Annotated in this window: 7 protein-coding genes; 3 read left to right on the top strand and 4 right to left on the bottom strand. The window is 58.9% G+C overall.

Going from position 1 to position 14,444, the window contains the following annotated elements:
• Positions 1-36 precede the first annotated feature (36 nt).
• Genes BKX96_RS19370 through BKX96_RS19360 form a run of 3 tightly spaced genes read right to left on the bottom strand, consistent with a single transcriptional unit; the run spans position 37 to position 2,859 of the window.
• Positions 37-1,545 (bottom strand): glucosyltransferase domain-containing protein, encoded by a 1,509-nt coding sequence (locus tag BKX96_RS19370; RefSeq protein ID WP_046818919.1) that lies wholly within the window; start codon positions 1,543-1,545, stop codon positions 37-39.
• Position 1,546: 1 nt separating this feature from the next.
• Entirely contained in the window at positions 1,547-2,488 is a 942-nt protein-coding gene (locus BKX96_RS19365; RefSeq protein ID WP_046818920.1) for a glycosyltransferase family 2 protein, read from the bottom strand.
• Positions 2,485-2,859, bottom strand: coding sequence for a GtrA family protein (locus BKX96_RS19360; protein ID WP_046818921.1), 375 nt, complete (start codon positions 2,857-2,859; stop codon positions 2,485-2,487). Before BKX96_RS19360 ends, BKX96_RS19365 begins: the two co-directional genes overlap by 4 nt.
• Positions 2,860-3,111: 252 nt before the next feature.
• Between BKX96_RS19360 and BKX96_RS19355 the strand changes: the two genes are divergently transcribed.
• Complete coding sequence (locus tag BKX96_RS19355) at positions 3,112-4,239, top strand: OpgC family protein (protein ID WP_046818922.1); 1,128 nt, start codon at positions 3,112-3,114, stop codon at positions 4,237-4,239.
• Between the two features lie 54 nt (positions 4,240-4,293).
• Here BKX96_RS19355 and BKX96_RS19350 read toward each other — a convergent pair whose 3' ends face one another.
• Positions 4,294-5,715 (bottom strand): amino acid permease, encoded by a 1,422-nt coding sequence (locus BKX96_RS19350; RefSeq protein ID WP_046818923.1) that lies wholly within the window; start codon positions 5,713-5,715, stop codon positions 4,294-4,296.
• 378 nt (positions 5,716-6,093) lie between these two features.
• Here BKX96_RS19350 and BKX96_RS19345 point away from each other — a divergent pair, with 378 nt between their 5' ends.
• The gene (locus BKX96_RS19345) at positions 6,094-9,216 is read left to right on the top strand and encodes a transglycosylase domain-containing protein (RefSeq protein WP_046818924.1); all 3,123 of its coding nucleotides are present in this window, start codon (positions 6,094-6,096) and stop codon (positions 9,214-9,216) included.
• A 372-nt stretch (positions 9,217-9,588) separates the two neighbouring features.
• Positions 9,589-14,415 carry an NEL-type E3 ubiquitin ligase domain-containing protein gene (locus BKX96_RS19340; protein ID WP_410454537.1) on the top strand — a complete coding sequence of 1,609 codons (4,827 nt, stop codon included), beginning with the start codon at positions 9,589-9,591 and terminating at the stop codon, positions 14,413-14,415.
• The last annotated feature ends 29 nt before the right edge of the window (positions 14,416-14,444 follow it).

Raw genomic sequence — 14,444 nt, 5'->3', positions numbered from 1 at the left:
TCTTTTAGGCTTCAAAGCGCCCCCTTCAATGCGTTTTCACCAACGCAACGATTTGATCGGGGCGGGTTCCTTCATGACAATGAACCCATAATCGCCAATCAGGTAAATCCGGTAGAACTGGCTCTCCACCAACGGCGGGTAGCCTTGATAACCCACCCGCGTCGCGTTGCGTCGCTCCTTCTCCGCCACCACGTTGGTGATGCCTACCTTCGGCAGATTTTCCGCCAGCATGTAGAAGTCGATGTTCAGCAGATAATGCAACACCGGCATCTGTTTGAACGAACCCGCCGCCCCCAGCAGCCAGTGATCGGAATAAGTCACCGACATGTAGATACGCTTGGCGTCACGCAAGGGTTGCTGGCTGGCGATGTCGCGTTCAAGGCTGTTCAGCGCACTGGTGGCGAAGGATTTCTGCACCGTCAGGACCCGGCCATAGGCGAAGGACAACGACAACATGGCCAGCAGCGGTATCAGCAACAGCAGCGGCAAGCGTTCGTGCAGCGTTGCCAGCGCCAGATGACTCAAATAGAACAGCAGCACCAGCAACACCGCGAAGCCCATCAAGGTCCTGGCGCCTTCGTTGAAGTCGCGGAAGAACAGCGCGACACCGGACACCAACAACACCACCACCGGTACGGTCAGCAAACACAGCAGGCCGATCAACAGTCTCTTTGGCCCGCTGTCCTTGCGCTTGACAACCTTCAATCCCAAACACCCGGCGCCGGCAATGGCACATAGCAACAATCCGGCGGCCAGCCAGGTAAATCCGCCATGGAACAGCAGCACGACTTTTTCCAGTACTCGCGCGATGTTGATGTGGATCTGCAGCAAAGGCTGCGCTGCCCAGTTCAGCAACACCGTGCGACGCTGCCCCATGAAGGGGTAGGCACTGACAAGGTAAATCAGCCCACCGAGAAACAATTGGGAGATTCTCCAGCCGATCAGACTGCCCCACTGCGGCCACGCCACTTTGTCATTGACCGCCCTGAGCACTTCAAGACAGCACAGGCCGAGAAACACATTGATGCTGATTTGATACAGGCCCAGCGCCAGCGCAATCAGGAAGGACGGCACCAGCCATTGCAGACTGCGCGAGGGGTGACGAAAGGTGATGGCGTAAATCACCGCCACCACACTCAAGATCATGACCGGCCCGTCGTATTGATAGGTCAGGTTCTGCAGAAAAAACGGGCTGTACCAGAGCGGCAACAGCACCAGGCAGCAGCCGATGGTCGGTTGGCGGAAGTGGTGAAAGGTCAGGCTGGTCAGTGCCCAGGACATGGCCAGGGTGGCGATCAATAACGGCAGTGGATAGATGTTCGGCGCACCGTTGCTGAAAGTCAGGGCCTTGTAGAACAACTCGGCGAACAGGCGCCCTTCCTTTGCCCAGGCCATGCCGGCCGCCAGCGCGCGCCAGTTGTCATCGATGTAGGGATAATCCGCCAGGATCAGCGGCAGGACATACACCAGGGTCGCGAGCAGAAAAAACAGCCAGGCCTGACGTCGCGTGAGTTCCTTGATGAAGAAATCGCTGAACCTGCTCATGCTAGGGTTTGCGCCTGTCTTTGCCGCCGACGATATCCTTGACCACATAGCGCGGCCGGTGCTTGGCTTCGATGTAGATCCGACCGACATACTCACCGAGAATGCCGATGCCAATCAGCTGCACGCCGCCGAGAAACAGGATAGCGGTCATCAGCGAAGGGTAACCGGGCACGTTGTTACCGAAGAACATCTTGTCCAGCACCATGTACACCGCATAGAGCACGGCGAAGATCGACACACACCCCCCGACGTACGTCCATAACCGCAATGGCACCGTGCTGAACGAGGTCACGCCTTCCAGCGCCAGGTTCCACAGTTTCCAGCCGTTGAACTTGCTGTCCCCCACTACCCGCCTGGCCCGTTCGTATTCCACCACCACGGTATTGAAACCCGCCCAGGACAGCACGCCCTTCATGAACAACTGATGCTCAGGCAAGGTGCGAATCACGTCCACCACCTTGCGATCCATAAGCCTGAAGTCACCGACGTTCTCTTCGATCCGGGTGTAGGAAATTCGATTCAACAGGTGGTAGAACAGCGCTGCACTGTGGCGTTTCAAATAACCGTCGGCGGTGCGGTCGCGGCGCTTGGCCAACACCACGTCCGCGCCTTTTTGCCATTGTTCGATCAATAACGGAATGACGCTGATCGGGTCCTGCAGGTCGACATCCATCGGAATCACCGCATCGCCGCTGGCATATTCCAGGCCGGCAAACAGCGCCGGCTCCTTGCCGAAATTGCGCGAAAAATTGATCAGCACGACCTGTTCGTCCACCTGCGCCAGGGCTGACGCCCGTTCGGCTGTGCCATCGGAACTGCCGTCATTGATAAACACGATCTCGACTTCGATGGCGTCGAGTTTCAACTCACGTCTTACCGCCTGGTAAAACAGATCGATTGCCTGTTCTTCGTTGAACACCGGGACGATGAGCGAAACCTTCATACATCACGCTCACGAAACACCACGTACTTGGAAAACAGGAAGCCGAACACCAGGCTCAACGCAGAAAACAGTGCCACGGTCAGCAAGCCATGCAGCCGCCAGACATCGCCGGCATGGCCCACACCCAGGCTGAGCGCACCCATCGCCAGCATGAACAACAGATAGCCGCCGACTGACGCCTTGGCATCGAAGGTATAGAGCGCATTCATATAAAAGGAAAACGAGGCTGCCACACAAAAGGCTGCCAGGTTGCTGGTCGCTTGCGTGAAGCCGAACGCCACGCTCAAGAGAAAAAAGATCTGCCAGTGAATCAGCGTATTGGCGACGCCAATCACGCTGTAGCTGGACAAGCCCTTGCATGAAAGTCTCACATGACGCTCCTGCAATAGAACGCTGCCTACATAGGTATTTGAGCTTGTCTACTGTCAGAAATCGCAGGTATGACGACCTTTCAGACCAGCGGTCAGGGTCTGCGCCAACGTCAGGAGACATCCAGCAATATCCCGCCTTTGCAATTGCCGGCGAATCAGTCCACCCTGCGCGCCGCCAATAGTTAGCGCGCAACTTTTTGCGCTTTCGGCCAATCCTTTGTTCAATACCTGTTTACCAACGAGCCTGCCGTCATGACGCTAGCGCGCGATCACCGGATCGATTTTTTTCGCGGTCTGGCACTGATCTTCATTTTCTGGGATCACGTGCCACACAATCCTCTGGGTCAAATTACCCTGCGCAATTTCGGCTTCAGCGATGCCGCCGAAGTCTTCGTGTTCCTGGCAGGTTTCGCGGCCGTCCTGGCCTACGGCAAAGTCCTTGCCCGGGAAGGTTTGCTGATCGCCTGTGTGAAAATCCTGCGCCGCGCCTGGGTGCTCTATGTGGTGCACATCTTCCTGTTGGCGATGCTGATGGGCATTGTGTTCTTCGCCAACAGCCACGTGGAAACCCGCGACCTGGTGGAAGAAATGGGCATGCACCACTTCATCAGCGATCCCCAGCAGGCCTTGATCGATGAACTGTTGCTGCGCTTCAAACCAAACCTGATGGACCCGCTGCCGCTGTACATCGTGTTACTGGCGGGCTTGCCGCTGGTGTTGCCGATACTGGTGCGCAAGGTCTGGCCGGTGGTGGCGGTATCGTTTGCGCTGTACCTGACCGTGCCGCTGTTTGGCTGGAACCTGGCTGCGATCAAGGATGGCGTCTGGTACTTCAACCCTGTGGCCTGGCAACTGCTGTTTATCCTTGGCGGCGCGGCGGCGATTCATGCTCAACGTCCACGTGTGCCCGACACCCGGCCGCTGGTGCGCCAGCCGCTGTTCATGACGGCGGCGGTGTATGCGGTACTCGCCGCGGTGCTGACGGTCGCCTGGCGCTGGCCACAGGTCCACGACGCCCTGATGCCGGCGAGCCTGAGCAACCTGCTGTACCCGATCAGCAAGACCAACCTGTCGCCGGTGCGCTTGCTGCACTTCCTGGCGCTGGCCTACGTCACCGCGAAACTGGTGCCCGACACCGGCTGGACGCAAAACTGGCTGGCCCAGCAAAGCTGCCGCATGGGGCGTTTTTCCCTGGAGATCTTCTGCCTGGGGGTGTTGCTGGCGCCCCTGGCGGACATGCTCAATGCGCTGACGGACGATGCATTCGCCATGCAGATCTTCACCGCGTTGGTGGGGGCCGGGTTGATGGCGTTGCTGGGGGCGTGGCTGGAATTCAACAAGCGCTTGAATCGACCGTTGTCGGCGGTCACCGCCGTGTAGGTGAAAAAAAGCCCCGATCAACTGACCGGGGCATTGCATTTCAGGCGTTACGGCTTACGAAGCCGAACTCACTGCACCTTGCGAAACATTGGTCGGTTGCAGCTTGAACATGTAGAACAGCACCGTCAGCAGCACCAGGAACGCCGGGCCGACATACAGCGCCACGCGGGTGTCCGGGAAGTACGCCATCAGGCCGACCACCAGCACCAGGAATGCCAGCGCCAGGTAAGAGCTGATCGGGAACAACCACATGCGGTACTTGAGGCCGGCACGCTCGCTGGCGCTCAGGCCTTTGCGGAACTTGAGCTGGGCCAGCAGGATCATTACCCAGGTCCAGATCGCGCCGAAGGTGGCAATGGCCGTCACCCAGACAAACACCTTCTCAGGCACCAGGTAGTTGAGCAGTACGCCCAATAGCAGGGCACCAATGGACAGCAGCAAGGCGCGACGCGGCACGCCGTTGCTGGAGGTCTTGGCGAAACCGGCCGGGGCCTGGCCGTTCTGCGCCAGGCTGTAGAGCATGCGCCCGGTGCTGAAGATGCCGCCGTTGCAGGACGACAACGCCGCCGTGATCACCACGAAGTTGATGATGCCGGCGGCGGTCTTGATGCCCAGACGCTCGAAGGTCATCACGAACGGGCTGCCCTGGGTGCCGATTTCGTTCCACGGGTAGATCGACAGGATCACGAACAGCGCGCCAACGTAGAACAGCAGGATGCGCCAGAACACCGAGCCGATGGCGCTGGGAATGGTCTTTTGCGGGTTTTTCGCTTCACCGGCGGTCAGGCCGATCATCTCCACGCCGAGGTAGGCGAACATGACCATTTGCAGGGACATCAACACGCCCTGCACGCCGTTCGGCATGAAGCCACCGTGGGTCCAGAGATTGGCAATGCCGAGGGCCACACCGTCGTTGCCAAAGCCGAAGGCGATGATGCCGATACCACCGAGCACCATCGCAATGATGGTGACGATCTTGATCAGGGCGAACCAGAATTCGAATTCACCGAAGGCTTTCACCGCGATCAGGTTGATCGAACCCATGCTGACCAATGCCGCCAGCGCCCAGATCCAGCGCGGCACATCGGGGAACCACACGCCCATGTACACCGCCACGGCAGTGATTTCCGCGACACAGGTCACCAGCCACAGGAACCAGTAGTTCCAACCGGTGAGGAAGCCCGCCAGCGGGCCGAGGTAGTCTTGGGCGTAGCGGCTGAACGAGCCGGCGACCGGGTTGTGCACGGCCATTTCGCCCAGTGCACGCATGATCACCAGGATGGCCAGGCCACCGATGATGTAGGACAGCATGATGGCCGGGCCGGCCATTTCGATGGCTTTGGCCGAACCAAGGAACAGACCGACGCCGATACAGGCACCGAGCGCCATCAAGCGAATATGCCGTTCGCCGAGTTCGCGTTTGAGCGGGCCGCCTTGAGCGGTCTCGCCGTGGGGCAACTGATTGCCTACGGACATGGGGTACAACCTCGTCTTGTTATTGGATATATCCACCGAGTGGCGAAGCGCTGACCGATAAGCCAGTGCCTCCCGTAACCGGCCCTGCTTCATGGGCAGTACCGTCTGGCAGGGCAGAACCTGCGAGATCAGCGGGGGGTGCAGTATAAAAAGCTTGTGTCAGAGATTTTCACTCTATAAACCACAAAAATCAGGCGTAAATCTCGGAGAAACCGCTATTCACGGAGATGGATTATCTGATATTCACACGATTTTATCGATCCCTATAGGAGCCGGCTTGCTGGCTCCTACAGTCCTCACAATTTTTTCACCAACGCCAACCACCGACTAAGCTTCAAACAAGTCCGATAAATCTGCGCGTGAATGGATCAATCGACTATGGGCGCTTTAGAACAAACTGATTCGAGTAAAACCGTGGTCCAGACTGAACCTGTGGATGAAGCGCCAACACCTGAAAAACCACCTCGCAGTCGCGTCAAGCACGGCTGGAAAGCGTTCTGGCTGTTGCTGGTGATCATTGCGATCGTCCTGGGCCTGGCGGCGTCCAAGGAAATGCGCACGTCGCGGTTTCAAGCCCGGGAAGCCAGCAAGTTCGCCAAGACCCTGAGCTATGAGCTCAAACCCGGCCCCACCGATTCGATTCGCTACCCAGGCGCCGGGCCTTTCGACCTGCGCCTGGGCTACAGCTCGCTGGGCGAGTTCCTGCCGCGCCTGCTCAAGCGCGATTACGTGATTTCCGCCCAGACCCGGTTTTCCCCCGCCTTGATGGACTACACCAGCAAGGGCCTGTTCGTGCCCTATGCGGAGAAAATCCAGGCGGGATTGTCGATCACCGATTGCCGCGCCAACCCTCTGTACCAATACAAGTATCCGCAACAGCTCTACTCCAGCTTCGAGGCGATACCGCCGGTGGTGGTCAACAGCTTGCTGTTCATCGAAAACCGCTTTTTGCTCGACCCTCGCCAACCCCTGGCCAACCCGGCTGTGGACTGGCCGCGGTTCGGCATGGCGGCCTATACCCAGGTCGCCAAGATGCTGCACCTGCCCGGTCAATCGGCGGGGGGCAGTACCCTGGCCACGCAACTCGAGAAGTATCGGCACTCACCCGACGGGCTGACCGTGTCGGGCGGGGAAAAGATTCGCCAGATGGTTTCCGCCACCGTGCGCGCCTACCAGGATGGGCCGCAAACGCTCAAGGCCCGGCAAAACGTGGTGCGCGACTACCTCAATAGCGTGCCGCTGTCGGCGGTGCCGGGCCACGGTGAAGTCCATGGCATGGCAGAGGGATTGCGCGTGTGGTACGGCGCCGACTTCAACAAGGCCAACGAAACCCTGGCGAGCAATGCCACGGATCCCAAGAGCCTGGCGGACAAAGGCCTGGCCCTGCGCGAAATGCTGTCCTTGATGATTGCCCAGCGCCGCCCTTCCCATTACCTGACCAAGGGTCGCGATGAACTGGCCGACCTCACCGACAGCCACATTCGCCTGCTGGCACAAAATGGCGTGATCGATGCGCCCTTTGCCGCCGCGGCACTGGCCAGCAAAGTGACCTATCGCGACTGGGCGACCCAACCGACCATCCAGCCGATCGAAACCAACAAGGGCATCAGCGTGGCGCGCAGCCGCCTGGCCGGGCTGCTCAATCGTCCGCTGTACGATCTGGACCGGCTCGACCTCTCGGCCACCAGCACCCTGCAGGGCGAACTGCAAACCCAGGCCACCGCCTACCTCAAGCGCCTGGCCGACCCGGTCTATGCCGCTGAAATCGGCCTGATGGGCGAACGCTTGCTGACCCCCACCAGCACCACCCAGGTGCGCTACAGCTTCACGCTGTTCGAACTGACACCGGATGGTTCGCGGGTGCGGGTACAAACCGACAGCACCGACCAGCCGTTCGATATCAATGAAGGCAGCAAACTGGAACTGGGCTCCACGGCAAAAATGCGCGTGCTCACCACTTACCTGCAAATCATTGCCGAGTTGCACGAAAAATATGCCGATATGAGCGTCCCGGAACTGAAGAAAATCGAGGTGCCGGAGCAGGATCGCCTGAGCCGCTGGGTCGTCGATTACCTGATCCAGAACAAGGACCACAGCCTGCAACCCATGCTCGGCGCCGCACTGGATCGCAAGTACTCCGCCAGCCCCGGCGAAGCGTTTTTCACCGGCGGCGGTTTGCACACGTTCAATAACTTCCGCAAGGAAGACAACGGCCGCAACCCGACCCTGCGCGATGCCCTGCGTGAGTCGATCAACCTGCCGTTCATTCGCCTGATGCGCGACCTGGTGCGCTACACCACGTATTCCGGCGTCAACAACCGGGCCGAATTGCTCAAGGACGACCGTGACCCCCGACGCCAGGAATACCTGGCGTCCTTTGCCGACCGCGAAGGCACGTCGTTCCTGCTCAAGTTCTGGAAGAAATACAAGAACAAGGACACCCAGGAGCGGCTCGAGACTTTCCTCGACAGCATGCGCCCGACCCCCATCCGCTTGGCCGCCGTGCACCGTTACCTGTTGCCGAACGCCAGCCAGCAAAGTTTCAACAACTTTGTGCGTTCGCACCTCAATGGCGAAAAGGTCACCGACAAAGAGAAGCTCACCGACGAGCGCCTCGAACGCCTGTACCTCGCCTATGGGCCCGGCACCTACGACCTGCCCGACCAGGGCTTCATCGCCAAGGTCCACCCGCTGGACCTGTGGATGATGGGCTACTTGCTGACCCACCCGGACGCCACGTTCAAGGACATCGTCAAAGCCAGCCAGTTCGAACGCCAGGAAGTCTACAGCTGGCTGTTCAAGAGCCGTCACAAGGGCGCCCGGGACAACCGTATTCGCACCATCCTGGAGATCGAAGCCTTCCTCGACATCCACCAGCGCTGGCAGAAAGTCGGCTATCCGTTCGATCACCTGGTGCCATCGCTGGCCACTGCCATCGGCAGTTCCGGTGACCGGCCGGCGGCGTTGGCAGAGCTGATCGGCACCATCCTCAACGACGGCGTGCGCATGCCGACGCTGCGCATCGACAGCCTGCACTTCGCCGCGAACACGCCCTACGAAACCAAACTGATCAACGACCCGGATGTCGGCAAACGGGTGATGCCTTCCGAAGTCGCCACGGCCATGCGCGAAGCCTTGTCGCAAGTGGTGGACGCCGGTACAGCCAAACGCGTCGCCGGCAGTTTCATCACCCCCGATGGCAAGCCGTTGGCCATGGGCGGCAAGACCGGCACCGGCGACAACCGCATCGAAGCCATCGGTTCAGGCGGACGGATCCTGAGTTCGAAGTCGATCAACCGCACGGCGACCTTCGTGTTCTACATCGGTGACACCCATTTCGGCACCCTGACCGCCTTCGTGCCGGGACGCACGGCCGAGGCCTTCAAGTTCACTTCCGCACTGCCGGTGCAAGTGCTCAAAGGCATGGCGCCGATTCTTACCCCCTATTTGCAACCAGGGAGCAATACACAGTGCCTGCCCGTAGAGGTGGCACGGCGTTGAGCAACGAAGGTAGTAATTAATAATTTTCGGCATGGAAAATTCCGCTGTTTCGTCCAGACGAACAGCGGTTTAACCACAAGAATTCAGACTTTTACTTTGGGCGATGGAAGATAGGCTGGTGACTTCCATCATTGCTCAAGGATTGAAAGCACGATGTCTGATTTACAAGGAAGTGCCGCCGAGAACAAAGGCCACCACTACGACTTTATAAAAAGCCGTATTCCCGACACCTTCAAAAAAGCCTCAGTGCGCAGAGTCAAGGAACTCAGTGCCCGCCGAACAGGGCCAAATCAATGGCTATTCACTGCCTCCAACACGAGTCACAACTTACTGCGAGACGCTAACCTGAAACTTTGGGAATCACAAAGCCAGGTGGATACAACGCTTGATGGGCTACAGGATGTCTATACCTTCGCCGAACCCTTGCTAAGCGCCGCCCTGAAAGAACAGTACGGCGTCGACGATGATGTTAGAACAACTTACTTGCATCTTTACCTCCCCAAGGAAAGACCCTGGTATGCCGCCAACCTATCCAAGGGGGTGGTGACCCGCAAGGTTTCACTGCTTGATGCTGCACTGCATAACTTCGCCGAATCGGAAACCTGCGAAGCGGATTCCGACTTCATCAGCCAGCCCGATGAACGCGGCCACTTCGATATCAAGCCGATCAAGAAAAAAATGTCCATCGCCCAGTTCCAGACCCTGTGTCGCGAACTGGACATTGGCTCGCGTTATACCGAACACCTTGAAAGTTATTTGCTGTCCGATAATCCGGTTGCCCAGGCTTGGCTGCAAATCAAAGTGATCGAGAGTCAGAAGGCCGCACTCACAGCGGCGACGCATCTGGCGCAGATGACTGGCGACATTACGCACGATACCCGCGAGCTGATGCTGTCCATGATCGATGGCCAGCGCACGCTCACCCTCAAGGGCAAGATCGTGCAATTCGGCGAGCTGTCTCTTCTGGACACGCCCTTGACCGGCATCGTGCTGATATCAGCGGATCTGAACAAGACCGAGGATACCGTCCCGGTGATCGCCTACGTTCCCCAGGATCCCGAGCATCCGCTCAAGGAATACCCCTCGGTCACCGCCTTCATGAATGAGCTGGCTCGCCAATTTCGCGACAACGACTTCATCGAATCATCACAAATGACCTATTGCCAGTTCTTCAGCCAGTTCGTCGCCCAGCCACAGCGCGGGCACTTCTTTGCCGAACTCCAGCAACGCCTGTTCACGGTCACGCAACACGAAAAACAGGCACTGGACCAACGCCCGGTGTGGCGACAGGAGCCGGCGGATAACCCCAGGCTGCAATTGAGCGTCACTGCGATGACAGGCGATGTCTGGACCCACCTCTACCAGCAGAAACTCAACAAGATTCTCAATGACGCCAGGCACATTGCCGTCTCCACCGCCGACACGGATAGCGATGCCCGCTGGGCCTGGTGGGACAACTTCAAGAAAATCGTCTCGGACATCTTCAACTTCGCCCTGATGATCGTCACCCCGTTCGTCCCCGGCCTGGGCGAAGTGATGATGGTGTACACCGCGTACCAGATCACCAGCGACGTCATCACCTCCATCGTCGACCTCGCCGAAGGGCAGTGGATCGAAGCCGCCGAGCATGTCATGGGGGTGGTCACCGACATCATCCAGCTGGCAGCCTTCGCCGCAGGCGCCGAGATCGGCAAACTCGCGCGCCTGAAACTCTCGACCTTGATCGAGGGCATGAAGCAAGTGCAACTGCCCGATGGCCAACCGCGGCTGTGGCACCCCGACCTCAAGCCCTACGAACAGCCGGATCTCCAGTTGCCCGTCACTTCCCTTCCCGATGAGCAAGGCCTGCATACCCACGAGGACCAGAAAATCCTGGCGCTGGAGGACAAACATTACGCCGTGCAACAGGAACCGCTCACGGGCAACTACCGCGTCAAGCATCCAGGCCGCGCCGACGCCTATCAACCCGAGTTGAAACACAACGGCCAGGGCGCCTGGACCCACGAAGCCGAGAACCCCCGAGACTGGGAAGGCTCGACGTTGATGCGGCGCCTGGGGCACAGCGTGGCGGATCTGAGCGACATCGAACTCGAACAAGTCCGGACGACCAGCGGCACCGAGGACAACGCCCTGCGCAAGATGCACATGGACAATGCGCCGCCACCGCCGCTGCTGACCGACAGCCTCAATCGTTTCAAGATCCACAAGGACGTCGCCGGGATCGGCGAACGCATCCGCAACGGCCAGCCGCTTGACCCATCCTCCTACTGGTTCGAAAACCTCCCGACTTCGCTCGAAGGCTGGCCTGCCGACAAGGCGCTGAAGGTGTATGCCGATGCCAGCCAGACCGGAAGCTTTCGACAGTATGGAAACCCCGACGCGAGCCCCGGGCAGACACTCGCCACCGATCTCTCCCAGGTCATGGGCGCAAAGCTGCCAGAGAGCATTCTGGCCTTTCTTGATGAGGACGAACTCGGGCACTTGTTCGGCCGCCGAGTCCCCAAGGATGAACAGCTGCAAGCGCTGCGCAATCTATTGGCCGATGAAGCGGAGTCGCTGAAAACCGAGATTTTCAATCAGCGGTACCAGGCCAGTGAACGGTCGGATAACCCGCAGGTGCAGCAGCTCGTACAAAGCGCTCCGACGCTGCCGCGCAGTGCGGCGCAAAAGCTCTTGGGCCAAGCTGGCCAAGCTGATCTTACGCGCATGAAACAGGAACAACGCGTGCCCCTGGACTTGAAAAGCCAGGCCCGTGAAGCGGCATTCGAAGCGCGCACCAGCCATGCCTATGAAGGTTTCCATGACGATGCCCTGCTGACACCCGACACTGAAAGTCTGGCGCTCAATGCGCTTAGAATCCACTCCGACACCTTCAGCGATTTACGCGTCGAAGTGCGTGACGCTACGTTTGACGGGGCATTGCGGTGCAGCGTTGGCAGCGACGAGGCCACAACCCTTCGGACCCTGATCAGGGATGAACATGGTAAGTACGAGGTGCACGACGGCACTAACAAAACCTTGCACGAAAGCGACGACTTCTACGACTCGGTGCTCTACGCCTTGCCGGCGGAAAAACGCACGCAACTGGGCTATCGGACGGGTCAGGGCAGGCAGTTCAAACAATGGGTGATGGCAAAAACCGAAGCACCCAGCGAGCGCCGCACAGCACTACTTGAACCACCGATTCGCCCGGTCGCAGCCCCGGAAACAGTCACCCTTCTTCGGGGGCCCATGATCTCCAGGATGCCAGCGACCTTGAAAGAACGCGTGCAGGATCTTTATCCCCGATTGACCGAACAGGAGGTCGATACGTTTGTTCAATCTCTTGGCGACTCGCACGACCAGGCGCTTGAGACGGTCCGGCGGCTTGAGCGTGAACTGGACACGCTTCGCCAAACGCTTGACCAATGGAGTTTCGGTCAAGTCGACGCCTGGCACCCGACTCGACAAGATTTCATTTCCCGCGGAGGAAAGCACATTGCAGACCGGATCCTGGAATGCTTCGAAAGAAAACCAAGCGTCTTTGGCGAACGCAGCGCCACCGTTGATGGGGGTTATGCACTGGATTTGTCGACAGAGCTCAGCCGTTACGATCTGGAGTACTGGTGGAAAAAACTGCCCGACATCAAGTACTACCTCGACCAGATAACCACCCTGAGCCTGGACCGTACAAGGTTTGCGACGGACGCCGGTGGCTTGTTGAAAGACTTTCCTCGTCTTTCTCAGCTCAGCGCTGCGCACTGCGAACTGACCGAACTCCCGGAAGGGATTGGCAAGATGCACTCGCTGCAAACACTGCGCCTGACAGATAACCAGATTACATTGACACCCACGGCGGTGGAGCAGCTGAGGAACCTGACTCGCATGGAAACGATCAGGCTCGATGACAACCCTCAGCTAGGGCTGCAGCCAAACGTCGAGCGCATGCCCAGACTGAAAACCCTGGGTTTGAGCAATACCGGTGCGACCACATGGCCTGAAGGCCTGTTCAAGAAACGCCGGCCGAGGGACTTCTTTCTCAACCTGCTGGAAAACCCACTGAGTGAAATACCCAGCGTGATCCCGGGCTCCGATGACGCCTACGTCGTCGCACGCGCGCGACTGGATGCACCTCGCCTTTCGGACGCCAATCGTAGTGCCTACGAAAGCTATCGCCGATCAGTCGGACTGAGTGCCACCCAGGCCTATTCCGCCGCGGCTGAGCGCGCGATCGAACAATGGCCGATACCAGAGGACTCCAGATGGTGGGGCGAAAACACCACAGGGCTGCACGGATTCCGAGTGGAAGCCTGGCATGACTTGATGGCTGAACCGGGAAGCCAAGGTTTTTTCGAACTGATTCAGAAACAGACCCTCTGCGCCGATTACCAGGCAGGGGGGGCGTTGCGCAAGCAACTATCGAATCGCGTGTGGCGCATGATCGAGGCGATGAACCTGGACAGCAGGCTGCGCAAGGAGCTGTTCGAAATAGCCACGGCCCCCACCACTTGCGCCGACGCCGGTGCGCAGGTGTTCAACCACATGGGAATCAAGGTGCTCGTCAGCGAAGCGTATGCCCTGTCCGCATCGCCTGCGAAACTTGAAAGCAGGCTGGTGCTCCTGGCAAAGGGCGCTGCCCGCCTGGCACGTGTGGATGACATTGCACGGGCGGATTTCGGCAGCAGGTCCGGCAATCCCGATGAGGTCGAGGTGTACCTGGCGTACGAAACCGGCCTGGCTCAGCGCCTCGGTTTACCCTGGCAATCCGCAGCGATGCTGCATCGAGATATTGCCGGTGTCTCCCCCCGCACGCTTGAGTCAGCCTTTAACACCATCGTATCCATGGAAGAAGGCGACGGCCTGGTCAACGACATGCTCGAGCAACCGTTCTGGGAAAAATACTTGCGCGACACCTACCCAGACGAGTTTCGCCGCAATGCCCGACGCTTCCAGACCAGGTCCGACTTGCTCGATCAGCTGCGCGACGCTCAGCATGCCTGGGTCGATTCAAGTGGATCGGAGCCCGCGCAACGGGAGCCGTTGGAAAAACGAGTGAAAGACCTCTGTGGACAACTTGGCATCGCGCAAGGTATCGCACTCACCGATGAACCCATGACCGATGAGGTGTATGACGGTTTGCTCAACGACATCGGTTACGAGGAAAAGCAATTGAGCAGAAACTTGACCCGCGCGGCGCTGCAAAAAGCCGGGCAGTCATGATCGAGTAACCAGCCCCTGAAGGCGCGATG

Origin of the sequence: Pseudomonas putida (assembly GCF_001976065.1) — a bacterium.
Classification (GTDB): Bacteria; Pseudomonadota; Gammaproteobacteria; order Pseudomonadales; family Pseudomonadaceae; genus Aquipseudomonas; species Aquipseudomonas serbica.
Note: the sequence above shows the minus strand (reverse complement) of the source record. Positions and strands in the feature narration are given on the sequence as shown.

Excerpts from the sequence above, each read along its gene's own strand:
- BKX96_RS19370 (WP_046818919.1), bottom strand. The coding sequence starts at position 1,545 with ATGAGCAGGTTCAGCGATTTCTTCATCAAGGAACTCACGCGACGTCAG.
- BKX96_RS19365 (WP_046818920.1), bottom strand. The coding sequence starts at position 2,488 with ATGAAGGTTTCGCTCATCGTCCCGGTGTTCAACGAAGAACAGGCAATC.
- BKX96_RS19355 (WP_046818922.1), top strand. The coding sequence starts at position 3,112 with ATGACGCTAGCGCGCGATCACCGGATCGATTTTTTTCGCGGTCTGGCA.
- BKX96_RS19350 (WP_046818923.1), bottom strand. The coding sequence starts at position 5,715 with ATGTCCGTAGGCAATCAGTTGCCCCACGGCGAGACCGCTCAAGGCGGC.
- BKX96_RS19345 (WP_046818924.1), top strand. The coding sequence starts at position 6,094 with ATGGGCGCTTTAGAACAAACTGATTCGAGTAAAACCGTGGTCCAGACT.